The 23,639-nt window shown below is 48.8% G+C and carries 21 protein-coding genes and 4 pseudogenes; 14 read left to right on the top strand and 11 right to left on the bottom strand.

The genetic code is table 11. From position 1 onward, the window contains the following. Positions 1-25: 25 nt before the first annotated feature. Positions 26-1,066, top strand: coding sequence for a LacI family DNA-binding transcriptional regulator (locus tag BLS62_RS00705; RefSeq protein WP_159436445.1), 1,041 nt, complete (start codon positions 26-28; stop codon positions 1,064-1,066). Positions 1,067-1,071: 5 nt separating this feature from the next. Next, positions 1,072-1,215: pseudogene (locus BLS62_RS31940) on the top strand (IS6 family transposase); the annotation flags it as partial. Positions 1,216-1,879: 664 nt separating this feature from the next. Here BLS62_RS31940 and BLS62_RS00690 read toward each other — a convergent pair. Continuing rightward, the gene (locus tag BLS62_RS00690; protein ID WP_093175228.1) at positions 1,880-2,440 is read right to left on the bottom strand and encodes an NADP-dependent oxidoreductase; all 561 of its coding nucleotides are present in this window, start codon (positions 2,438-2,440) and stop codon (positions 1,880-1,882) included. 126 nt (positions 2,441-2,566) lie between these two features. Between BLS62_RS00690 and BLS62_RS00685 the strand changes: the two genes are divergently transcribed. After that, positions 2,567-3,463, top strand: a complete 897-nt coding sequence (locus tag BLS62_RS00685; protein ID WP_200798423.1) for a LysR family transcriptional regulator — start codon at positions 2,567-2,569, stop codon at positions 3,461-3,463. A gap of 419 nt (positions 3,464-3,882) precedes the next feature. Here the strand turns inward: BLS62_RS00685 and BLS62_RS00680 are convergent, their stop codons facing one another. Then, positions 3,883-4,263, bottom strand: coding sequence for a MarR family transcriptional regulator (locus BLS62_RS00680; protein WP_159436444.1), 381 nt, complete (start codon positions 4,261-4,263; stop codon positions 3,883-3,885). Between the two features lie 316 nt (positions 4,264-4,579). Between BLS62_RS00680 and BLS62_RS00675 the strand changes: the two genes are divergently transcribed. The 5 genes from BLS62_RS00675 to BLS62_RS00655 all read left to right on the top strand — a co-directional run bounded on the left by BLS62_RS00675 (position 4,580) and on the right by BLS62_RS00655 (position 9,490). Next, the gene (locus BLS62_RS00675) at positions 4,580-5,728 is read left to right on the top strand and encodes a trans-sulfuration enzyme family protein (protein ID WP_093175219.1); all 1,149 of its coding nucleotides are present in this window, start codon (positions 4,580-4,582) and stop codon (positions 5,726-5,728) included. Positions 5,729-5,739: 11 nt separating this feature from the next. Beyond that, positions 5,740-7,173 (top strand): Na+/H+ antiporter NhaC family protein, encoded by a 1,434-nt coding sequence (locus BLS62_RS00670; protein ID WP_093175215.1) that lies wholly within the window; start codon positions 5,740-5,742, stop codon positions 7,171-7,173. Between the two features lie 71 nt (positions 7,174-7,244). Next, entirely contained in the window at positions 7,245-8,021 is a 777-nt protein-coding gene (locus BLS62_RS00665; RefSeq protein WP_159436443.1) for a D-cysteine desulfhydrase family protein, read from the top strand. A gap of 47 nt (positions 8,022-8,068) precedes the next feature. After that, positions 8,069-8,194, top strand: coding sequence for a Rid family hydrolase (locus tag BLS62_RS00660; protein WP_093175204.1), 126 nt, complete (start codon positions 8,069-8,071; stop codon positions 8,192-8,194). Positions 8,195-8,209: 15 nt separating this feature from the next. Continuing rightward, positions 8,210-9,490 carry an L-cysteine desulfidase family protein gene (locus tag BLS62_RS00655; RefSeq protein WP_093175200.1) on the top strand — a complete coding sequence of 427 codons (1,281 nt, stop codon included), beginning with the start codon at positions 8,210-8,212 and terminating at the stop codon, positions 9,488-9,490. A 415-nt stretch (positions 9,491-9,905) separates the two neighbouring features. Here BLS62_RS00655 and BLS62_RS00650 read toward each other — a convergent pair whose 3' ends face one another. Next, positions 9,906-10,919: an NAD-dependent epimerase/dehydratase family protein gene (locus tag BLS62_RS00650; RefSeq protein WP_208990626.1), complete on the bottom strand. Its 1,014-nt coding sequence runs from the start codon at positions 10,917-10,919 to the stop codon at positions 9,906-9,908. Between the two features lie 238 nt (positions 10,920-11,157). Here BLS62_RS00650 and BLS62_RS00645 point away from each other — a divergent pair, with 238 nt between their 5' ends. The 4 genes from BLS62_RS00645 to BLS62_RS00625 all read left to right on the top strand — a co-directional run bounded on the left by BLS62_RS00645 (position 11,158) and on the right by BLS62_RS00625 (position 13,925). Then, a complete protein-coding gene (locus tag BLS62_RS00645; RefSeq protein ID WP_208990625.1) occupies positions 11,158-11,799 on the top strand; it encodes a flavoprotein in 642 nt (213 codons plus the stop codon). Positions 11,800-12,172: 373 nt separating this feature from the next. Continuing rightward, a complete protein-coding gene (locus tag BLS62_RS00635) occupies positions 12,173-12,427 on the top strand; it encodes a type II toxin-antitoxin system prevent-host-death family antitoxin (RefSeq protein WP_093176866.1) in 255 nt (84 codons plus the stop codon). Beyond that, entirely contained in the window at positions 12,424-12,870 is a 447-nt protein-coding gene (locus tag BLS62_RS00630) for a type II toxin-antitoxin system VapC family toxin (RefSeq protein WP_208990624.1), read from the top strand. Before BLS62_RS00635 ends, BLS62_RS00630 begins: the two co-directional genes overlap by 4 nt. 362 nt (positions 12,871-13,232) lie before the next feature. Next, positions 13,233-13,925, top strand: a complete 693-nt coding sequence (locus tag BLS62_RS00625) for a hypothetical protein (RefSeq protein WP_093175182.1) — start codon at positions 13,233-13,235, stop codon at positions 13,923-13,925. Positions 13,926-14,481: 556 nt separating this feature from the next. Here the strand turns inward: BLS62_RS00625 and BLS62_RS00615 are convergent. Both BLS62_RS00615 and BLS62_RS00610 read right to left on the bottom strand, forming a co-directional pair. Then, positions 14,482-15,000 (bottom strand): annotated as a pseudogene (locus BLS62_RS00615) (integrase core domain-containing protein); the annotation flags it as partial. Positions 15,001-15,051: 51 nt separating this feature from the next. Then, positions 15,052-15,465, bottom strand: coding sequence for an IS66 family transposase (locus tag BLS62_RS00610; RefSeq protein WP_208990623.1), 414 nt, complete (start codon positions 15,463-15,465; stop codon positions 15,052-15,054). Between the two features lie 136 nt (positions 15,466-15,601). Between BLS62_RS00610 and BLS62_RS00605 the strand changes: the two genes are divergently transcribed. Further along, positions 15,602-15,814, top strand: a complete 213-nt coding sequence (locus tag BLS62_RS00605) for a hypothetical protein (protein WP_093175167.1) — start codon at positions 15,602-15,604, stop codon at positions 15,812-15,814. A gap of 233 nt (positions 15,815-16,047) precedes the next feature. Here the strand turns inward: BLS62_RS00605 and BLS62_RS31935 are convergent. From BLS62_RS31935 to vapB, 3 genes and pseudogenes are all read right to left on the bottom strand, one after another. After that, positions 16,048-17,053: pseudogene (locus BLS62_RS31935) on the bottom strand (IS3 family transposase); the annotation flags it as partial. A gap of 211 nt (positions 17,054-17,264) precedes the next feature. Continuing rightward, complete coding sequence (gene vapC / locus BLS62_RS00585; RefSeq protein ID WP_093175148.1) at positions 17,265-17,672, bottom strand: type II toxin-antitoxin system tRNA(fMet)-specific endonuclease VapC; 408 nt, start codon at positions 17,670-17,672, stop codon at positions 17,265-17,267. Then, on the bottom strand, positions 17,672-17,902 hold the full coding sequence (gene vapB / locus BLS62_RS00580) for a type II toxin-antitoxin system VapB family antitoxin (RefSeq protein WP_093175144.1): 231 nt from the start codon (positions 17,900-17,902) through the stop codon (positions 17,672-17,674). The genes vapC and vapB overlap by 1 nt, the downstream gene beginning before the upstream one ends. A 197-nt stretch (positions 17,903-18,099) precedes the next feature. Between vapB and BLS62_RS00575 the strand changes: the two are divergent. After that, a pseudogene (locus tag BLS62_RS00575) lies at positions 18,100-18,423 on the top strand (IS6 family transposase); the annotation flags it as partial. Positions 18,424-18,671: 248 nt separating this feature from the next. Here BLS62_RS00575 and BLS62_RS00570 read toward each other — a convergent pair. The 3 genes from BLS62_RS00570 to BLS62_RS00560 all read right to left on the bottom strand — a co-directional run bounded on the left by BLS62_RS00570 (position 18,672) and on the right by BLS62_RS00560 (position 22,882). Next, positions 18,672-19,079, bottom strand: coding sequence for a hypothetical protein (locus BLS62_RS00570; RefSeq protein ID WP_093175139.1), 408 nt, complete (start codon positions 19,077-19,079; stop codon positions 18,672-18,674). A gap of 100 nt (positions 19,080-19,179) precedes the next feature. Next, a complete protein-coding gene (locus BLS62_RS00565; RefSeq protein ID WP_093175134.1) occupies positions 19,180-22,521 on the bottom strand; it encodes a M10 family metallopeptidase C-terminal domain-containing protein in 3,342 nt (1,113 codons plus the stop codon). Then, positions 22,499-22,882 (bottom strand): hypothetical protein, encoded by a 384-nt coding sequence (locus BLS62_RS00560; protein ID WP_093175129.1) that lies wholly within the window; start codon positions 22,880-22,882, stop codon positions 22,499-22,501. The genes BLS62_RS00565 and BLS62_RS00560 overlap by 23 nt, the downstream gene beginning before the upstream one ends. Positions 22,883-23,639 lie beyond the last annotated feature (757 nt).

The following is a 23,639-nucleotide window of genomic DNA, read 5'->3' as shown; positions in this document are numbered from 1 at the left end:
CTCGTTGATGCTACTTGATGTGATTATGCAAGATTATTTCAACATACCCATTAAACGTATTGCAAAAATTCCCGAGATTGCAGAGCTCGCAAGCGTGAGCACTGCAACTGTTGATCGTGTATTGAATGATAGAAAAAATGTAAGTGCATCAACTCGGCAGCGCGTTTTGCAAGCCAAAGCAGCTATTGAGAATGGAGAAACGCCAGTACCTCGTTCCAAACCCTGGCGCATGAAAGTTTTCCTGCCGGAGGACGCAGGGCCTTCAACAGCTTATCTAGCTTCGTGTTTTCAAGAAGTTGGAGCAATGGGGAATGCAACAATTGAATGCGTCTTTACCCGCAAGATGGAGCCTGCAGTTTTGGCTCGCAAGTTACGCAATTGCATCGGGCAAGGTATCGAAGCGGTTGCTTTTCAGGCTTTGGATGATCCACGTGTTCATGATGCGGTTGTGGAGTTGGAAAACTATCAGATTCACACGCTCGCACTCTTATCTGGCATTGAGAGCAAATCAGTCGTTGGGTATGTCGGTATAGACAACAGGGCTGCCGGTAGAACAGCAGGCTACCTTATGGGCCGCATGGCAAGTGGCCCTGGTCCTATCGCTATCCTCTCGGGAGGGCAGCTCTATAGAAGCCACGAAGAGCGCGAAATGGGGTGCCGTGCCATATTACGGCGAGAGTTCCCCCACAATGATGTTTTGGCGACTTATAGTGGCAACGATGATATTGACGGTAACTACGAGGAAACTCTTGCTCTGTTGTCACGCCATCCCGAAATAGTCGGCATTTACAATGTAGGTGGAGGGAACGAAGGTGTTGTCCGAGCTCTCAACGAAAGCGGCCATGTAAGCGACATCATGCTAATCGGACATAATCTAACCCCGAAGACACAAAGCTACCTTCTTGATGGGTCCATGGATGCTGTCATTCACCAAAACATGAGCCGGGCTGCTCAAAAATCCGTTGATGCATTAATCGCCTCACTGAACAACAAACCAATCCAGCCAGACATACTGCCAGTTGAAATCATCACCAAAGAAAATATCTGGGGTGCAACGTTCGGTTAACAGGCTCCTATGAAACTATCCGGCGATGGGGCCTCAAGTTCAGCCCGACTAATGTACGAAAACTGCGCCGCAAAACACACAGCAAAAACGATATCTGGCATCTGGATGAAGTGGTGATTTCTATCCAAGGACAGCGGTATTATCTGTGGTGAGCTGTTGATCAGGACGGTTATGTTCTGGATGAAATTGTACAGAAGCTGCGCAATCTCTTCGATCAACCTCGCGATCAACGTTCTTCAATCGATACTCACCTTCATCGCATGAACGCATTTGCTCAATGGAAAATGGCTGCCATGATGGACGCATGAAGTGTGCCCAGTTTGGGTTTTGCGACCAAATCCAACTTAACGTGACAACACCGCAACAACGCCATGATCACGCTTGAATTTACGGGTTTGACAAGTTGCAATCTAAATTCGAGTTGTGCAACACGGTCCGTTACGGGGTTCCGACCTGGAGAACTATTTTCCCTCGTGCACATCCGCATTCGCTTAGTGCCATTGCGTCTTTGATTTGGGAAAATGGGAATTCATGCCTAACGATAGCGCGGAGTTTGCCTGTGTCCACGAGATCTGCAATCTTTCTCAAGTGGTGTCCATTCGGTCTAATGGAGAGGAATTGTGCGCGGACGTCATATAGTTCTGCTTCTTCCTGATCTGGATAAGTGTTTACAGTCACCAAGATGCCGTTTGGTTTGAGAACCCTGTATGAATCTCGTTGTACTTGGCCTCCGACCGTATCGAGGACAAGGTCGACATCTTCTATAACTTCGGGAAAGTGTTGAGTTTGGAAGACAATGATTTCATCAGCTCCCTATGATTTTACAAAGTCATGATCTCTGGCCGCCGCGGTGACAATTACCCGTGCACCGACGCTTTTGGCTATCTGCACAGCGATACAACCGAGGCTTCCAGCTCCCCCATGAATGAGCACTGTTTGTCCTTCCTTTAGCTCGCCGATGTCGAGAAGGGATTGCCAAGCTGTAATAGATGCAATAGGCAAGGAGGCCGCCATGGAGAAAGTTAAGGTTCTCGGTTTGAGAGCGATATCCTTGGCAGGAACAGCGATGTATTCCGCATGAGAACCATCTCTGAAGACCTCTGGACGGGAGCAAACAGCGTCGCCTACAGCGAAATCAGAGATCTCACCGCCAACTTCAGTAATAATCCCCGAGAAATCCCAGCCGAGGGTTATTGGAAGCTTCGCCGGAATAATATACTGCAACCGCCCAGACCGAAAAATCCAATCCAACGGATTTACTGCTGTCGCTACTACTTTGACCAAAACCTCATCAGCCGTTATCCGGGGCATTTCAACGGTTTCAATTCTAATCTCTTCCATGCTGCCGTACTTGTAAATTCGCGCCGCTTTCATCTAAATTCTCCAGACTTTTGTGTAGGTCAACATCATTGAAGACAGTGGTTTGTCCTGTTAGTGTCGAAGTTAGTGCAAGGCGCTATTCGTCTGTAGAGGTCATTTTTCGAATGAAGAGTTCTGGATTTGAGTACAGTTGATATTTCAAAACTACGGCATCTTGCAATTTTCGCCAAAGTTGTCGAGTGCAGCAGCTTCGCAGCGGCAGCGAGGAAGCTGAATACCAGCCGCTCCCGGGTGAGCGAACAGGTGGCACAGCTTGAAGCCGAGATCGGCGTAAGCCTGTTTCATAGAACCACCCGCCAAATTTCCCTTACGGGTGAAGGAAAGCGCATCTATGCAGAGGTCAAGGTACTTCCAACTGTATTGGAGAGTGTGAACGACTTAATCTCAAAAGACGAGCCTATGGGCAGGGTCTGTCTATCTTTAGCCCATAACATCGCGCATTCACACATTTTGCCAATCTTGGATCGCTTTCAGGAAGCATATCCGAATGTTTATTTGGACATGAAAGTCACAGATCAAACTTCGGATTTAATTTCAGAAGAAATCGATCTGGCTATTCGTACTGGCATTCCCAAAGATAGCTCTATGATCTCTAGGCTCTTACACGAGGAGAGCCTGGGAATATTTGCCAGCCCTCAATATCTAGATCGAACTGGAACACCCAACACGATCTTAGAACTAGAGCGGCATCGATGGGTATCACTTTATCAGGCAAGCCCAAATGGTTCACAAAAGCTATACTTCGATGGAAAGGCAACGACCTTAGTCCCGCAAAGCTATGATACTTGCAACTCTCCGATGACAATTCATAGGATGTTGCTGAATGGTCTTGGAATAGGCCTCTTACTCCGGAGTTCGGTCCGTAAAGAAGTCACTAACGGTTTGCTTGTTCCAATTCTGCCAGAGGTGTCGGGCGAACAACTGTCCGTCACCTTGATGTATCCATCCAAAAAGCAAGTTCCCAAAAGGACACGCTGCTTAATCGACTTCCTTTTGTCGGCCCGGCTGTTCAGATAGGGCCGTGTTGCATAACTCGAATTTAGATTGCAACTTGCCCAAACCCGAATATTCATGCGTCATAAACTCCTTTCGAACGGGTTGTGTCGCAAAGCTTTCCGATGGCTAGGACAGGCTTATCTCTGGACACAGCTATTCTGCAAGGCTGGCGATAACCTGGAAATCTTGCTTCGATAGTTTTTATTAACTGCTCCTCTCAGGCTCAAGCCATTAGTGAGCTGTTCCCACTGCAGGTTTGTTGAGCTCATTCTTACCCTTGGCAATCCCCCAGCAGGATCGAGAGCAAAACGCATTTTCTACCGCATGAATAATCTAACTGGATATTCTCAAGGATGTTTAATTGGATAGCCAAGCCCAGCATTTTGTTGAACGTTGAAAGTATGAACTGCAGGATATGCGGTTGGTTGAAGTCCACTTAACTAAAGCTTGAAGATATTGCCAATGATATCTGCGCATTTTGCGAAGTCGTCCTCGCTGTATTCCGGCAAGCGCTCTCTATAGCGACCAAAAGCTTTGTGGTCTTTTTCGCGGTGTGTTTCGAAGACGATTTTGCCGCTCTCTGTAAGTAGCAAAAATTTTCGACGCACATCGGCTGGGTCAGGCGTTTTTCGCAGAAGACCTTTTGCTACCAGTTTATCGACTGTCTGGGCAATTGCACCTTTTGTTTTTCCGGTTGCGTTAGCCAGTTCCGTGACACTTGACCCGATCGTTTTTCCAATCCGGTCGAGCAGGTGAACTTCGGTCATGTAAAGCAAATCGTCCGTGCCATATCTGCGCGGCGTTGAACCATAAGAATTCATTTTTTCGCCCGCTGCGTAGATGTTTTCCATAAGCTCTATAAAGTTTTTGTTCCGCATATTCGACCTGTCAGTAATGTTACTTATTCTATATATTCATTGATATTTCAACAGGTTATATAGGATTCTTCGAAATCCACATATTGTATAGCTCCTATTTGATTTGCATCAATTTTCATATGGTGTAGCTGCTATACCAATATGCAATATCACCTGAGGTATTTCAAGAACCCGACGCAAAAATTGCGAAATTCTCGGGAGAATCTCATATCGACTCTATGGCTGAAGAAAAAGCCAACCGCGTTTAAGGAATAAAAACATGGGAGAGAAACGCATTGCAACGATTGCGGTGCATGGCGGAGATCAAGTGGATAAAGGACACAGAGCAATTATCCCGCCAATCACGACAGCAAGCTCTTTTATACAGGAGAATATAGGAGAGTACGGCGAACACAGGTATTCCCGAGTAAGCAATCCGACACGATATGCCTATGAAACGGCATTGGCGGAGCTGGAAGGGGGCGTTTTCGCAACGGCTACTGCATCAGGCATGGCAGCGACTTCACTGGCAGTGGAGCTGCTGGATCAGAATTCACACGTCATCGTTATGACTGGCGCGTATGGGGGAACCTTCCGGCTGTTCGAGCAATTGAGCAAAAGAACATCTGGCACCGAGGTCGAGTATCTGAACCTCAACAAACTGGAGGCCGTGGAGGCTGCGGTTAAAGAAAACACAGCGCTGATCTGGATTGAAACCCCAACCAACCCATTGTTGGAGCTGGTGGATATTGCAGCGGTGTGTGAGCTAGCGAAAAAGTATGGCATCCGTACATGCGTGGACAACACCTTTGCGTCTGCATGGAACCAGCGACCAATTGAGTTGGGAGCGGACATGGTCATGCTCTCCACAAGCAAGTATATCGGTGGACATTCCGACGTGATCGGCGGAGCGCTGATTACCGGTGATCCAGAGTTGGCAAAGTGCATCAACTTCATCAAAACCACAGTTGGGGCAATCGCATCTCCATTCGATGCGTATCTGGCACTGCGGGGCATGAAGACACTGGATGTGCGAATGCAAAGACACTGTGAAAATGCACAGATTATTGCGGAATATTTGGAAACCCACCCCAAGGTGCTTGAGGTCTACTATCCGGGCCTAAAGTCCCACCCGCAACACGAGCTGTGCAAGAAGCAAATGCGCAGTGGCGGGCCGGTGGTCTCGCTTCGCCTGAAGGGTGATTTGGATACCGTGAAAGCTTTCGTGAGTAAGTGCAAGTATTTCGTACTCGCAGAGTCGCTTGGCGGCGTAGAAAGTATGTTGAACCACTCCGCTACCATGTCTCACTCATCCATGCCGAAAGAAGAACGGGAAAGCGTCGGTATCCACGATACCACTTTGCGCCTGTCTGTTGGGATTGAAGCCGTTGAAGATCTTATAGAAGATCTCAAAAATGCTCTGAATTAAGGAATAATAAAATGGAAGACTATGGCATTTGGACGGTCATTACACCATTGGTCACTATTGGTCTGGCGATTTTTACACGACAGGTGATCCTGTCCCTGCTGGCTGGTGCGGTTGTGGGAACCACCGTTATTGCAGGCTTCAATCCGCTGCTGGGCATTAAGGGCACTTTGGACGGCGTGATTGGGGTTTTCGGATCTGCAGGTAGCACAAGAACCATTCTGTTCTGCTTCATGGTTGGCGGTATTCTGCGCCTCATTCAGGTGACAGGTGGCACACAGGGGCTGGTGCGTTGGCTGACCATTAAAGCAAACTTAATCCGGAACCGTAAGGCAGTTCAGCTGCTGGCCATGTTCATCACCGCAATCATCTTCATTGAAACCTCCATCTCCGAGATGTCCTCGGGAACAGCAACCAATGAACTGGCGAAACGCTTTAAAGTGTCTCGTGAACAGATGGCCTATGTCATTCAGGGAACATGCGTTTCTGTTTGCTCAAGCGTCATGATCAATGGTTGGGGTGCGGCGCTTATGGGCGTTATCGGTACCCAGATCACCCTCGGTTACCTGACCGGAGATCCGTTCTCCATTCTGGCTGGCTCCATTGTTTACAACTTCATGGCATGGGTCACCATTGCAGCTATTCTACTCTCCGTCCTCTTTGACCGTCACTGGGGTCCAATGAAGAAAGCAGAAGATCGGGTGCAGGCTGGCATAGAACTGCGTGATGGTGCATCCCCGATTGCAACAGAAGAAGAAGTAGAGGTTATCGATCATCCATCAGCTGGTAGTGTATGGAACTTTGTTCTGCCTCTTGCCTGTACAATCCTAATGGTGCCGATTGGTCTTTACATCACCGGCGAAGGCAATATCGCAAATGGGTCTGGTTCAACCTCTGTATTCTGGGGCGTCATGCTCGGCACTGCCGTTGCCTTTGTCTGGTTCGTTGGCCGCGGTTTGCTGACAGTTCAGCAGTTCTTCAACGAACTCTTTGCGGGCTATGCAACCATGATCCCGCTTGGCGCGATCATGACCCTTGCATTCCTGATGGGCAACATCTCTGGTGACCTGAACACCGGCGCATACATCTCTGATGCAATTGCAGGTTCGTTGCCTTCCGGGTTCTCTGCAGCGTTCGTCTTCATCATTGCTTGCATCATGTCACTAGCAACGGGCACCTCCTGGGGTACCTTCGCAATCATGATCCCGATTGGTGTACAAATTGGTGTTGCCCTTGGCATGGACCCACAACTGATGATCGGTGCTGCTCTTTCCGGTGCGATCTTTGGTGACATGACCTCACCAATCAGTGACACCGGTATTGTGGCTTCCATGGCGACTAAGAACGATCACATCGATCATATTCGGACCCAGTTCCCATATGCGATTGCAACAGGCATTATTGTAACAATTATGTTCTCAATCGCGGGCTTCATGTCCATCGGTTAACGCACAAAAGGGAGGAGACCTCTCCTCCCTTTCCATTCTGATTTTGAACAAATTGATACAAGGAAATGACCATGTTCCCGGAAAAGATCGAAGCATTTCTTCAAAAGTTCGAGCGCGCTACGGTGGGTCACTTTCCAACACCTATCGAGAAGCTGAGCGGAACATTTCCGGCATCCAGCGGCCCTAACGTTTACATCAAGCGCGATGATTGCACCGGTCTGGGGCTAGGCGGCAACAAAACCCGCAAGCTGGAATACCTGATTGCTGATGCAATGAAACGCGGCTACACAACGATTTTCACCACCGGCGGTATTCAGTCCAATCATGCGCGTCAAACCGCAGCGATGGCGGCAAAATGCAATCTGGACTGCGAACTGTTTCTGACCCCTGTAGCAGGCACCCCGGAGCGCAATTACAAGGACAACGGTAATGTGCTGCTGGATGAGCTCTTCGGTGCGAAAATCAGGATCTGCGAAGACGAAAAGCAGGTAGACGTGCGCATGGAAGAACGCGCTCAGGAGCTCGGCGCAGACAACGTTTACATAGTGCCCATAGGCGGCTCCAACCCGATCGGCTCACTGGGTTACATCCGGTGCGCCCAGGAAATTCTGGAGCAAAGCCAACAGGCTGGCATTTCATTTGACGCAATTGTGATCGCCACGGGCAGTTGCGGCACTCAGGCCGGTCTGGTTGCCGGTCTTGAAATTGCAGGCGTTAATACTCCGGTCTACGGCTATTGCGTCTCCCGCGATGGCGATGAGCAGGCGGGTCTGGTCATGGAACTTCTAGAACGCTGCAGCGAAGAAATCGGAACACCTGAAAATCCACACCGCCTATCCGCACTATAGGCGGCGTGGACGAACTTTGCCAAAAAACAAGAAATGTGGAGAACACTATGAAAACTATCGTACACACTGATCAGGCGCCAGCAGCTATTGGCCCATATTCTCAGGCCGTCAGCTTCAAAGACCTTGTGTTTACCAGCGGCCAATTCGCTCTTGACCCAGAAACCACCGCATAGGCCGAGGCAAAATTGATGACCCAAGACACCTCAAAATACCTTCGGTTCCTGAGGGCTATCGCCAAACCAGCTCTTGGCTGCACCGACCCCATCTGCGCTGCCTATGCTGCTGCCGAAGCAGCGGCTATGTTGAACGACAAACCCACCAAAGTGGAGATTATTGCTTCCAAGAACCTCTTCAAGAATGCACTTGATGTTTTCGTCCCTGGCACGAATGCTGTTGGAATGCCCATTGCTGCAGCCTGTGGTGCGCTTTTCGGCAAGGAAAAGCTCAAACTGCAATGCCTCCAAGGCATTCGAAAAGGCGAAGTTGATGCCGCTCATGATTTCATCAAACAGGGCCGCGTGACGATTAAAACCAAAGAGGACTGCGGGCCGATTTATTGTCACGCAACACTGCGCAGTGAAACACAAGTGGCAGAGGTTCTGCTTGAAGGCGGGTACACCCAAGTCACCTCTAAAAAGCTTGATGGCGTCGAGACTTGGGAGAAACCTAGCGACGACAGCGTTACAACCTCTGGCGAGAAAATTGACCCAAGCGAATTTTCGATCGCCAGCATCTATGAGTTTTGCACCACCTGCGAATTCGACCAACTGAGCTTCATTCTGGAAGCCCGTGACCTGAACAAAGCTCTCTCAGAAGAAGGCCTGCGAACAGATTACGGCTTGCAAGTTGGTAAATCCATGCTGGAGCATAGTGTTTCAGAAATCACTGCACTTCCCTTATGCACCAAAATCCCGATGCGTTCCGCTGCTGCCTCTGACGCTCGAATGGGCGGCAGTTCCTTGCCAGCCATGAGCAATTACGGCAGCGGAAATCAGGGCATTGCAGCCACCATGCCGGTTGTTGCCTTGGCAGAACATCTGCAAGCAACTGAAGAGCAATTAGCGCGCGCACTCTGCATAAGCCACATCGGCGCTGGTTACATCAAATCCCATTACCCACTCCTTTCCGCATACTGCGGAAACTCGGCCACCTGTGCAGCGGGAGCCAGTGCCCTAGTGTACTTGATGGGTGGTAGTTTCGAACAGTCTTGTTACGCAATCAATTTGGTCCTCGCCGACCTTTCCGGTATGCTATGCGATGGAGCAAAAGCGTCGTGTGCATTAAAGGTGGCAAGTGCGGCCACCTCGGCCCACAAGGCAGCAAACATCGCAATGAAGAGCAACACCTCTATCAACATGGGCGTTGTTGCAGATGAAGTGGAAACCACAATACGTAACTTGGGAAACATTGTCACCACAGGCATGGCCCCAATAGATGACACGATTTTTTCCATCATGGCAGATCGCTAAACACAGTAAACTCCACGCATTTACTGTGTTGAATCGGCTCTCCCCGCCTAAGATAGCATTCTATACCTGAGTTTTTATAGATTGCCTGCAGAGAAGCTTTGCCGTTCTCATAAGGGATTGTGAGAACGGTGGAACCATTGGCAACCTCCATAAGATGATCGTTAGCGCGATAAATTCCTAGGTCTTATAAAGCACTCCTAATCAGTGCCTGCCTCTTTACGCTAGGATCAACCCACCCCATGCAGAGATTCAAATCATCGGGACAGCTGCAAAGGTTTGTGGCTGTCTTCTCCCGCCTGTGCAGTCTCTTCGTTTGACCTCGCGATAAACGTTCTTCAAGCAATTTGGCAATGCCTTAAAATTCACTTACCTCAACTGAAGGATGATCCGAAACAATTGTGTCTTAGGATTTGCACTAGAGTTGCGGCAACAATCTAACCTGCTCATACTTATGGTAAAACGCGGCAAGCATCTCATGCATGTCTTTGAAGGTTGTGCCAAGGCTATCGCGCCGCGTAAAATCGAATTGCGTGGGTGATTCCGGCTCTCGTCCTAATGGTGTTGGTAGAGCCTCCAAGGGGACATACTCAGAAATCTCTTGATAGATTTCATGCCAGCTCCAGCTTCCACTTACAGCAAAGTAACGTCCCGAGGCTTCTTGATTGGACCAAGCGGCAAGAAACATTGCGGCTAGATCCTCCGGAGAGGTAAGAGACATTGAGCCGGCGGGAACTGTTTTGTGCCACCCGGTTTTTCCTTGATGCAGGTTTGCCAAAAAACCAAGGACATGGCCTGTCAAATGGCTGGGGAGCAGAGGTTCGCCAACCATCATACTTGGCAATAGGGTGCAAAGCCTTATCCCATTTTTGGAAGCAAACTTTTCGGCTGCTGCTTCCATTACCGTTTTTTGGGCTTGGGAGTATTTCTTCTGCCCAATTTGCTGTTCAGCTACGGAGATATCCCTTAGCTCGTGCTTAATGGCAGAGGGAGCTGCCGGTTCTGCTGAAGCTGTACTGGAGCACAGAAGAACAGTCTTAACGTTCTGCCGGAGGGCAGCTTTCATGATGTTTAAGCAGCCCTGTTCAGCTGGGTGAATGATTTCATTCCAACCGCGATCAGGGTCAAGTTGTGCTGCAGGAGTACCATCAATACCGTGATTTACGGCTGGAAAACAGGTGATAAACACTGCATCAGCACCAGTAAGTGGCTCATCAAAAGACCCGCTGTCAGCCGCATCTGCAGAAAAAAGACGAAGCCGATCTGACGCACTTGCGAAGCTCCGTAATACGCCTGCTTTTTCATTGTGACTGGCATCACGCAGAGTGCCGTGAACTCTGAAACCCCGATTGAGAGCTGCTTTCACAATGTACGCGCCCGCCAGCCCACTGGCACCGGCAATGCAGATTGTTTTGGGTTCTGGATTAATCAATGAGCATCCCCGGTTGCCTCGTGCAAACCAAAGGTTTGCAATGTTCTTTGTTATGACAATGCCAGCTGCACACCTGAATTACACATCGGAAATACTGAAGAGTGACTTCGGAATTACTGAGATCATAAACCTCAGTAATTCTGAGGAGGGTCTTTCAAAGAAACGATTGGAACGTCCTGCCCGATTCAGCGTCATCTTGCCATTAGAACAAAATTCCAGACTGCAACTGGGGTGAGCCATGGCCAAGTGGCAGCACAATGGAAATCACAGCCTTTTCCTGTCACAGCCGTACCTCCATCAAGCGAAATTAATTTCCAAAGAAGTTATAGAAAGGACGGTTTTGATGATCACCAATGCACCTTCGGTCAAGGCACGAATTCTAGTTGGAGCAACGGGCTCGTTGGATGCCACACTGTTGCCTACGTATCTTCGTGAAATCAAGAATTCCATTGACTGCTCACTGACGGCTATGTTCACACCAAACGCGACAAAGTTTGTGAATATGGACAGCATCGCCCTTTTCGTGGATCGGTTGATTTGCGGCGATGACCCCAAAGATTGGGCTACCGATAAACCCGGGCGGATTGCGGCGGAACACGATATTCTTGCCATCATGCCGGCAACTGCAAATACTTTGTCAGCGGTTGCAAACGGCTCATCTCTTAACCGTCTCACAACCGTTGTTCTCGCAGCAAAATTTCCTTTGAGCAAAGCAGTTCAGCGGATCACCCCAGCTGTTTTGGCCCTGAGTTATCCTCCAGAACTTTTCTCCTCTCTGCCGTCTTTTGCATTGTCTATGTGCGAACGGAGGGTGGAAATTAAGGGAAATATCTATGAAATGATGGGATTTCGGCACATGCCACAAAGTGAATTGGCTTGAGATGGCACGAGCCACTGTGATTTTCTGGCACGAGATGGCATGAGTTGGCATGAATGTGAAGAGTGGCAGGATGGTGAAAATGGTCCAGACCACGTTTCAAGCAGACTTATTCGCACCTGCGGTGCTCAACGCTTTGCTCATCCTGTTTGTCGTTCCGACAAATTGGTTCGCCTCCGGCGAGTTGCTGCCAGCTCTTTATGAGCTAGTGTCTCCTCATGATTTCATGCGCAGACTTTGGGGAGGCAGATTTGAACGGCAAAGGAGAAGCAAAAAAGATGAGAGGCAAACCTTTGCCAGCAACCATCAAGTGGCTTGCCGTTTGTACCTTTGGAAGAAATGTAGTAATGTAGCTACATAATCCATGGAGGAGTTGATGCCGATTACAAACATATCCAGCCGGGAATTTAATCAAGAAATTAGCAAAGCCAAAAGAGCGAGCCAGAAAGGGCCTGTCATAATCACCGACAGAGGCAAACCTTCTCAGGTGCTTTTGTCTTTTGATGATTACAAACGCCTGACCAATAAACGCAGAAATATAGCGGCCGCACTGGCGATGCCGAAAGCCGCTGATATTGAGCTAGATCTACCAAAATCTGAAATCACCAGTAAGCCTGTGGATCTGATTTGATGTTGTTGCTTGATACCAATGTTGTCAGTGAATTGCGTAAGGTTGAGGCTGGCAAAGCGGATGCAAATCTGGTGGCTTGGTGTAAAACCGTCGCGGCAGATGATCTGTATATTTCCGCCATCACGGTGATGGAGCTTGAAATGGGGATCTTGCGGCTGGAACGCAAAGACACAGTACAAGGAGAGATCCTGCGTTCCTGGTTCGGCCAAAAGGTTTTGCCGGAATTTTGTGACAGGGTTCTGCCCATTGATGTTCGGGTTGCTCAGTGCTGTGCTCAGCTCCATGTCCCTGATCCCAAAAGCGAGCGTGATGCTTTGATTGCAGCAACGGCTCTGGTTCATGGAATGCAGCTTGTGACCCGCAATGTCCTTGATTTTGCTCAAACCGGTGTGATGCTTGTTAATCCGTGGAGGATCACAGCAAGTACGGGCGCTGGAGAGTAATAACGTTCTTTAATTGAACTCCCGCCAGGGTAATTTGTCGCAATCGTCAACCACCTGTTGTTTGGCAAGCTTGGAAATTGTTAACTCTATCGGGTTGGTTTCAAGTTCTGTTCCCTTTTTCCATATATATAATATAAGTTGTGAAATACTTTTAATGAACTCATAGGTGTATTTTCTCGGAAGTCCTCATTTTTTCCTCTCGACATGGTAGCAAATGGGATGAACGGCAGGATCAAGTTGTCAGTGAAGCAACAGCAGCGGGGAAAACTGAGACCCAGATCGCTGTCCTTCTGGACCGATCTGTGAGGAGTATTGCATTTAGGCAAGTTCATCTTGGTCTTCGATTGAAGATAGAAACGGCTATGCAAGTAGATGTGGCAAGCGCAAAATCAGCTTCAAAGGGTCTTGTGAGAATGCCAGCCATAGACGCTCAGGACTACGAGCCCAGATTTTTCAATGCTCCCTCTTCTTTCATCATGGCGAATGATGAGCAGTTGAATCCTGAAAAGGTCGAACAAAACCAATGCTCCCTTGCTCAGGCAAAAGAACATCTTTCTGAAGGGCATGAAGAATGGTTCATTAGGTTGTGGGAGGCGTTTGTTGCAGACCTTTGGCAGATCACTGAAGTTACAATGGATAAGCGTTCAGCGGAAATGCAGCACTATGCAATTTTGCACCTCTTTTCTCCTGATAAGCGGATTATGGGGCTGAATAGGGGAAAGGCGAAATTTGTCTCACTTGAGCAAATTAGTAAGCGTTTCACTGTCACAAGAGAACGTGTACGTCAGGTGAAGGAAAAGGTTCTTGCCCGACTACTCCGCCTGTTCGGCAAGAAGACGAGCTTCTTTATGTTTGAACTAAGGCATCAGATTAAACTGATGCCGATTGCGGAACATTCATGTCCATTCATGGCTATGCAACGGTTGCTGTTGGCCTATCCGATGAATATCGACCTCAAGATTATAGTGCGCGCTGCCACTTGTGTTCTAGAGGGGGTATCCAAGCGTGAAGGACGCAAGGGATGCTGTTTCCAAAGGAGTTCAGGAAGCGCATAAATTACCTCGCTTACGCAAAAGAAAGAAGCGTGTAGATAGGTCAGAACTAAAACGATCGGACGCAGACGATTACATCAAGGAGCTTCTGCGAAGAAGTGACTGGCCTTTCAGTATTTCTCAGGCAGTTAGTGACCTAACTGCGGTCAGGCCCCTGCGAGGTGTAAACGGGCTTCAGAGTCCCTATTCCAAAATGCTAAAGCGGAAAGTTGCATATGAAAGTAAGGGCGAACGCACTTTGATCTGTCAGCTTGATGCATGTACCTTTGTTACAGGATTTTGCGAGCAACCCCTGAAAATACCATATCAATTCAAGCACTATCAAAAATTCTATTTTCCCGATTTATTAATACAAACCGCTGAGCAAATCGCAATTGTGATTGAGATTAAGGGGCGTGATTTCCTTACTGATGCGGAGACATTGGCGAAACGAAAAGGTGCCCTCGAGTTTCTGGGACCATAGGGCATCGGATATTGTCAATGCGACGTAGATGGCTTGGGCTTGCAAGATATAAAGGTACGGTAATCCCCCCATTAATGGAGGAGTTTAGCAGTAGAGCTATGCCGCCAGTTTTAGTTTTGTGGCAGGCGCGATGCCGCCGACGGCCATGTTGGGCCGTTCATTGTTGTAAGTCCAGAGCCAATTGGTTGCTTCAGTCTGGACTTGATCGATGCTTTCAAAGCAATTTTGATCCAACCATTCCTGCCGGACCGTCCGATTGTAACGCTCAATATATGCATTCTGCGCTGGTTTGCCGGGCTGAATATGCAATATCCTGATGCCCTGACTTTTTGCCCAGGTCAGCAACACTTCCTTGATATTCTCGGGTCCGTCATCAACCCGAATAACCTCAGGCACTACGCGCCATTCTATCACCTGTTCCAAAGTTCGTACGACCCGCAGTGCCGGAAGTGAAAAATCAACTTCAATAGCCAACCCCTCCCGGTTAAAGTCATCAAGAATATTGAGTGTTCTGAATCGTCTTCCATCTTCAAGCTGTTCAGACATAAAATCCATTGACCAAACTTGATTGACCGTTGCCGGCACAGCCAGCTTGTCTGGCTTTTGCCGTTTCAATAGATCGTAAGCGTCCGGCGAACCCGACCTATTTAACTTGAGCCGCTTCAGTTATGCTGGTTTACCAACGTAACACCAAGGCATGAGGTCGTTGATGCGGTTGATCTTGTGGTCGGCAATTTGAGCCAGCACCCAGGTGAGCCATGCTTGTGGGTCGACGTTATTGAGCTTGGCAGTTTGTATGAGTGTGTTGGCGATTGCAGCAGCCTTTCCCCCGCCTTGTGATCCCATGAAGAGATAATTTTTTCTTCCCAATGCTATCGGCTTCATCGCGCGCTCGGCTGCGTTGTTGTCCAGCTCCAGATGGCCATTATCAAGATAGGACCGTGCTTTTGGCAGGCGGGTGAGTGCATAACGGATTGCTCCTGCCAGTGGGGACTTGCCGGATATTCTGGAAAGCTGAGTATGCAGCCAGTTCTCCATATCGTCGAAGACAGGTTTGGCGCATGTCTGCCGGAGGTTCACTCGCTCCGAATACCTTTATGATTCGAAGGCAAATTCATTCCCTGGCGCACCAGCAAGTGTTAATAAGCTTTTGAAAAATGAGGGTTTTAGAAAGGCCGTCGATAAAGGCCTGAAAAAATACTTTGGAGAGTAGCAAATGTTATTAGCAAACCAAAAAATGTTAGCGTTATATGAGAAAAAAGCCTCTGATAGCGTCAAGAAAAATGCGGAAATTTGCGATATTGCCAATTCTGGGTTTGAGAAAATTGGAGATTGCTACTTTTTGAAGAAATTGCTGTCATATGGCACGAATGTGTCCCTAAGTGATTTTATTGATAAGACTGGATATGAGTGTTTATTAACTCAGTGAACATCGATGACTACGTAGAGAATAATTTTTTGGAGTACGGAATCGAACTAGTGCGCAAGATCTTATTTGCGTGGGGAGAGTTATGATGAAGCAATTTTGATGGCAGATTCATCTGAGCTTGACTTCTTATGGTAGGAGGGGCCTTGTTGCGTAATTCGAAGTTAGCTTGCAAATAGTCCTTACTCTTTACAATCAGAGAGGTGGTCCCGTTTGGTTGGACAGTTGAGCGTCGTTTATAAGTGGACCCGCTCCGAATACGCAGCAGCTTGAGTTATGTGCAGCGGGTGGTTGCAGTAGGCCTGATCCGGGGTATTCCAGTCAAGCGATGAATGTGGGCGTTTCTGGTTATAAAAGGTGATGTACTGCCTAATGGATTTTCTGGCCTCTGGCACACTGACGTAGGCCTTGAGGTAGACCTCCTCATATTTGATGGTGCGCCAGAACCGTTCGATAAAAACATTGTCACGCTAGGCTCCTTTGCCGTCCATGGAAATCTTGATCTCTTCGCGCTTGCGCACATCGGTGAAATCTATGCTGGTAAACTGGGAGCCCTGATCGGAGTTGAAAATCTCTGGCTTGCCGTGTTTTGAGAGCGCCTCTTCCAGAGCTTCGATGCAGAAAGTTGCCTCCATGGTAATCGACAATCGCCAGCTCAGAACTTTACGCGAGTACCAGTCAATGATGGCAACCAGATAGGTAAAGCCCTTCGCCATGGGAATATAGGAAATATCGATGGCCCAGACCTGATTGGGTCTTAAAACCTCTACATCACGCAGCAGATACGGGTAAATCTTGTGACCCCGTGCGGGTTTGAAAGTGTTTGGTCGGCGATAGATTGCATCAATGCCCATCCTCTTCATCAAAGATCGCACCCTGCGCCGGCCTATATCATAGCCTTCTGCCTTCAATAGCTGCTGCAGCATGCGGCTGCCCGCGAATGGATACTCCAGATGCAACTCATCCAGCCGGCGCATGAGGGCAAGCGTTTCCGGCGAGACCGGGCGGGGCCGATAGCATACACCGCTTCTGGATATGTTCAGGGCTTTGGTCTAACGACTGATTGAGAGTTCATGGTTACGGTCGATCATCTTTTGGCGCTCAGTAGTCCCGCTTTGGTGAGCGTCTTCTTACGAGCTTACGCGGCCCCACTGGGGCCACGGTCCCTTCGAAGTCCGAAAAATTGTTCTCCAAAGCAAGCTCCCCAATTTTGGCGTGCAGCCGTTTGATGTCGACTTCAGGTTCCTGCTTGGCTTGTTTATCAGCTCCAAACACATCTGGCATGGCTGCAAGAGCCTGTTCTTGGTATCATGCCAGTATTAGGAGCAAAATCCACTTATACAACCTATCTAAATTTCCCGAGCCAGCTCTATTTCATAAGTGCGGTCAAAGGCCGTCATTCTCGCACTGTGATCTAAGATTTGTTCGCAACAAAACCATGTCCTAGTGGTATCTAGTGGTGATTAACCCAATCTTCCACTCGTAATCCGGGGGCCCGGTTAAACTCGCGGGTGTTATTGGTAACAAGAATCAATCCCAAGGCTCGTGCATGTCCTGCAATCATCATGTCATACGGACCAATTGGCTGTCCCTTTTTGGCAAGCTCTGCGCGGAGCTGCCCGGTTTGCCCGGCTGCGTCATGATCATAGTTCAGAACATTCAATCGTGCCAGAAAGCCTTCAATAACAGAGAGGTTTTCAGCGGGTTTAGCTGATTTTTCCGCCCCGTAAATCAACTCCATAGTGGTTACAGTGGAAACTGCCATCTGGTTGGAATAAGTCTCGAATTGCTTTCTTACTTCTTCTGGTCGGTTTTTGATTGTGAAGATGCAAATATTTGTGTCGAGCATGTATTTGAGCATCAGAAGCTATCCCGCTCCTGCATTTTTGGTTGCTCGCGGTCACTCATAAAGTCATCTGTTACAGTTGGCCCGTCGAACCAGCTGGACCAGCTTTCGCCTTCCGGAGAAATGATACGAGTGTTCCCGATGGCTACGATCTCAACACGTTTGATGTTATCTGGCAGTGAAGCAGCTTTAGGAAGGCGGACAGCTTGGTTCCTATTGGATGTAAATATTGCACCTTTAAACATAAGCGCTCCTTAGGATATACATGAAGTATATACAATATAGGTCCGCATATGGATATGTCAAGTGTATATCCAATTGGTTGAAGCCTCACATGAGCTATCTGGCCTTTTACAAAAAGGGGAAGGCATGAGTCGTTACTGTTGAAAAAGGGTGCTGTCACGTTAACTTTGGCACCAGTCTACGCGTTTACTTCTGTAGCATGACTTCAACTCCGATCGGCTATAAGCGCTACCGGTTTCCGCCTCAAATCATTACTCACGACGTTTGGCTCTATCACCGTTTCTCCCTGTGTCTACGAGATGTTGAAGAAATGTTGTTGGAACGCGGCATTGTGGTCTCATATGAAACTATCCGTCGATGAGGCCTCAAGTTCGGCCCGGCCTATGTACGAAAACTGCGTCGCAAAACACCCAACAAAAACGATATCTGGCATCTGGATGAAATTGTACAGAAGCGGCGCAATATCAAGGCCGCCAAGCGTTTGCTAACCTGCCTTTTGAAAAAACAAGGTGGAGCTCCAAAGTGAATAATCACCGACAAGCTTGGGGGCTCTGTCGCAAAGTTTTTAAGCATAGAATTCAATTCTACGCTTGTTGGTTGGGTGTCCGTCAATTGGCGATTCAGCCAAACTTTTGTAAGCGAAATGGATAGTGTGGAACTCACAAACACCGTGAACAGCCATCGCGTTGGAATAAATTTCTCACCTTTCGGGCTAAGTCGAAAATTTGCGACAGAACCCAGACTGGTGCCATAGTTAACGTAACGGCACTCTTAATACATAGCCGTGTAGAGTGTAATTTCGACAGGCGCGTCGACCTCAATTTTTGCGCTGCCTCGCGCAAGTAGCCAACCGTCTTCTCGCTCCATGCGCGCAACTACCTGCAGCGTGGGCGAAGCGATGGCGCTGGCGGGCAGCGAGAAGGAAAAGGCGATCGTCTTTGACTTACCAGCGCTTTTAATCTGAGTTTTGGTTGCAAGTTCCCGCGCATTAGCTTGAATGGCAGGGTCCTTGAGATAAATCTTGATGTGACCTTTTGGAATAACTGCGTTGTCCTCGAACTGGACTGTGCCGCTAATGTCTGTCGATTGCACAGCGATTGCCTCTGCACCCGTTGCTGTGCCGGTGACCAATAACCCGGCGGCCAATAGCACTGTACGGCGATTGGTCAAGTGTTTCATCATGCTCCCCTTTTTGTTGCGTTGCTCCTCGTTGCTCGGATGCACAGGGTGACCAACGTTGGAACAGGAGGGGAGCCTGCAAGCCCCCTCCTGGACCGTATCAGATGATGGCGAAGTCGTCAGCTGAAAGAGACAGACCTGTATTCAATTGAGCGAATTGAATCGCGGCAATGTCTCCAGAGCCATCCGCGTCGTAAGACAAAGCGCCAGTATCGCGGTTGTAGATGATGCGGTCTGCAGCATCTTGACTGACACCAGCTGCACTCGTGTGGAATGCAGTAAGATCAAGAGCTCCAGCGCCACCGAGTTCCGCAAAAATGCCGTTGTCCAGAAGGATCAGATCCTCGCCGACGTTGAAGTCTTTGATCCGGTCGACATTGTCGTTTCCAAGCTCTGTTGAGAAGCGGAAAGAATCCTCTCCCGCACCGCCGACCAATACGTCTGCACCAAGTCCGCCGTCCAGTAAGTCGCTGCCACGGCCACCGTAGAGCTTATCATTACCCGCTTCGCCGGGCTGTATCGGTTCAGGTGGGAATTCAACCGATACATTGAGCTTATAGGTCGAACCCTCTGGCACGGCTTCCGACCAACCATCGCCCGGAACGTCCGGCGACCATGCGCCTTCCAGAATGTAATAGGTTCCTGTTTCCTCGACGACGAAAACTGTGCTTGAATCCCGGTTGCTTGTTGAGCCAGGATCGCCTCCGCCATCATCGTTTTGGGTAACGATATTACCATTGCTGTCGACCAGCCTGACCCAACTGTCATGGATGCTTGGATCCGCAATACCGTCGATGTCGATCGTGAGGATCGTCCCAGCTGCCAATTCGATGGCATAGTACCCGCCCTGACCATTTCCGGTGGCGTTGACGGTTGTGTGAAGGACAGTTGTTGAATCGAAGATGTCAGGGTCTTCGGTCAGAGAAAAATTACTGGAAATATCGAATGCGGCTGCGATTGAATTGTTCGTCGCATCCGGTCCGAGTGTGGCGTAGCCCGTGCCCATACCAGGGCGTGGGATAGCCTCAGCTTGATCAGCGAAATCGCCGAACAAGATGTCATCGCCGCCACCGCCGCGGAGCGTATCGTTGCCGCCCTGACCAGTCAGCGTATTGGCAGCGCTATCGCCTTTAATTCGATCGTTGAAGCCTGACCCGGCAAGATTTTCAATCGAGATATAGGTGTCGCCCTCAGAATTACCGCGAGCCAGATTGAGCCTGACCCCGCTGGTGGCGTCGGCATAATCTGCGGTATCACTGCCCCGACCACCATTCAAGAGGTCGGCACCGCCGCCGCCTGTCAGCGTATCGTTGCCAGAGCCACCGGAGAGTTCGTTTGTCTGGTCATTGCCAATGAGATGGTCATCGAAGAATGAGCCTACAACGTTCTCAACATCAACAATGATGTCGTGCTTTATAGTTGTGCCGCGTCCCACGATCTGCACTGGCCCGTCGGCGTCGCCACCGCTGGCCGTTCCGTTGGCAAGGTCAACCGTTACGCCCTCTGAACTTCCAGAGTAAACAACCGTGTCGATACCGTCGCCACCATCCAGATAATCTTGACCGGAACCACCGATGAGTATGTCATCGCCTTCGTCACCATACAGGAGGTCGCCATCGTTGCCGCCGTCCAATATGTCATCGCCGCCGCCGCCATTGAAAACGTCGCCGCCACCTCGGCCCCAGAAATGGTTATCTGCGGAGGTGCCAATGAAACGGTCAATACGATCATCGGACCCGATCAAGTTCTCGATGCTGTAGAAGGTATCACCCGAGGCAGTACCACCACTGGCCACATTCGTTTCAAGATTGACAAGGAGCTGGAAGGGGCTTTCATGGCTATAGTCAACTGTGTCAACGCCATCACCGCCTCTGAAGATATCGACGCCGGCCTGACCCATCAGCGTATCGTTGCCATCGCCGCCATCCAAGATGTCATCGCCAGCACCGCCGAAGATAGTATCGTTCCCGCCACCGCCATAGAGCACATCATTGCCGTCATCGCTCTCAGTCTGGTCTTCAAGATCCTCGACTGCAATGGTGTTGTTGATGTCGCGGCTGGCCAAAGAGTCTCGGCCGCCGATGATGAGATCATCGCCATCCAGACCGAAGATTGTATCGTCACCTGCGCCGCCGTCGAGTGTGTTGTTGCCGTCATCACCAAAGATGAGGTTGGTCAGAGAGGCTCCGCCATCGCTTGAGGCATCGCCGTCACCCTCATTTCCTGATTCAACAGGAGTTCCACCCACATAGATGATGTTCTCGACATTTTCGACGTCACCCAGATCCAGATCGCTGTTCAGCACGATGATGGTATCGTTACCGCCATCGGCTTCTTCACGGACGATATCGTCAGCGGAATCGACGAAATAGATATCGTCACCACCGCCACCTGCCATTCGATCTCCGCCGCCACGACCATCCAGAATGTTATCCCCGTCGTTGCCGATCAGGATGTCATCATACTCGCTGCCGATGCCGTTCTCGATGTAGTACTCGGACTGATCTTCGTTGTGTCCGGCAAAAATCGACACATTGTTGCTATGACCGTTGACGCTGGAGAACTGCCCTGCGCGCAGATCAAGAATCGCACCTGCTGTCGATCCAGAAAAGTCGACCGTGTCGACCCCACCGGTGTCATGGACCACGAAACCGATATCGTGCTGCATGCCCGAGGAGGTGAGCTCGTATCCGTATTCTGTACTGTTAAAGCCGTAGGTGTTGTCGCCTGTGTTGAGGTCAATTTTCTCATATGTCCGCTGGCCACTCTCGTCGACCTCTGAGAAAAAGCGGCGTATGGTAGCTTCGATATCCGCCATCAGTGGTGTTGACGCTGACCAACTGGTCGTTTCGCCGACATCGATCCCATCGAAATAGGACATGACGCTGTATTGCTGACGGTCATAGGTCCACGTCGCATTGTTCAGATAGTTGATCTGAACACCGCCCGGACCGCTGTAGTTGTATAGACCTGGATGGTTTAGGCCGAATTCATGGCCAAATTCATGAATAAAGCTATCAAACACATAGCCGCCGATATCGGTTTTATTGGGCTCTGTGTCGTGGAAGCGTTGACCTATGCTGACAAAACGGTCGCTTGAAAAGGCGCTGCCATCGCTCTGCTCGCCCAGTTCAGGACTTACGATCTCCATCCACTGCGTTTCGGCGTCGTATGGTACGTCGTCGACAATCTCAAACTCCAAAGGGGTGACGGAGGACCACATCCGTAAGGCGCCGATAGCAGCTGCTTTATACTCGGGATGGTCATTGAGCCCTGTAACATTGATCACCAGCGGTCCCGCCGCGATCTCAGGTGTCAGGCTGCGGGGCAATGCGCCAAGGTAATCGAGGTAAGCTTCGTAATCTTCGCTTTTGCCAAACGGATTGTCCGGTGTCTGATCGTTAACCCACCATTGGTCGCTAGGTTGCGTTGGATTTGGCATCTTTGGATCTCCCTTTGTGACAAAGCTTGGATGGTTGATGCTGCATGGATTTGACGTGCCAGTTAAAACTGGCAGTGCATATGTGGCCGTCCCCGATGGTATTTGATGTCGTAATACCACCGACAAATCCGTCCCGAAACGATCCGGTGATGTCAGGCTTGCTCACGAAATTTGGACAGAACTGAAGGTCGCTGTTCCACCTATCTTTGGGCAAGCTACTGGCTTCATCAAGTTGCCAGAAGCGGTCTGCACTATAGGATTGTCTGTGAAACCGGGAACCCAACCCAATAATTGCAATGGGCGAAGTGAGTGAGTGCTTATCGGTACATACAGCAATAGATTCCGCATAGTCATCAAGCATTTCGATGGCTCCAAGTTCACGCTAAACACATTCGGATTTAGGAGAACTTACATTTAGAACAATTTCGGACTTCATTGATTTGTATGGATTTATTCCAAGTATTACACATGCAGTCGTGTAATTATTTTTCAAATATGGTTTGAAGTCAACGCATTTAATGATGATTATTTTTAACTTACTGAGAGTAAATTAGAAATTTTAATTCAAAAATACATAAAATTACTTGAGTCAATTTTTATATATTACCTTTGTTATTTCGAGTTACCACTTTCAGTGGCGCACTACTGATTTCAGATAGCAATCGTTCGAGTAGCCTGAAGGAATTTCACCCTCAGGTTTTCACATACAACTTGCTCACTCTGTATTATTGGGTTGGGGGTTGGTGAATTGATCTGTAAAGGATTGCTCCAACCTGCCGCCAGTTTATGCAGATACAGGCTGGAGTTATACGGTAAGGGCAAAAGTTGCGATAAAATCAAAAGGGGTGGTGTAGAAAAACGACTTAGCAGTGAGTATTGGCTCAAATACAGCTTAGAATCACTAAATAAAAATAAGTAATAAATATATATAAACTTAAATATGGTTAGATGTAATTTGAGACGAAAACACCAAATTATGTGGAGAGTTCTATTTTCTCATACGCCAATGAGTTAAATTTATCTAATTATATCAATTATTTAGTCTAATAACTTGCAGCGAAAAAATTGTTTATACTTAAAATAACATATTTCATATTCTATTTGCATGTTTTCTTTGA

Origin of the sequence: Pseudovibrio sp. Tun.PSC04-5.I4 (genome assembly GCF_900104145.1) — a bacterium.
GTDB lineage: Bacteria > Pseudomonadota > Alphaproteobacteria > Rhizobiales > Stappiaceae > Pseudovibrio.
Note: the sequence above shows the minus strand (reverse complement) of the source record. Positions and strands in the feature narration are given on the sequence as shown.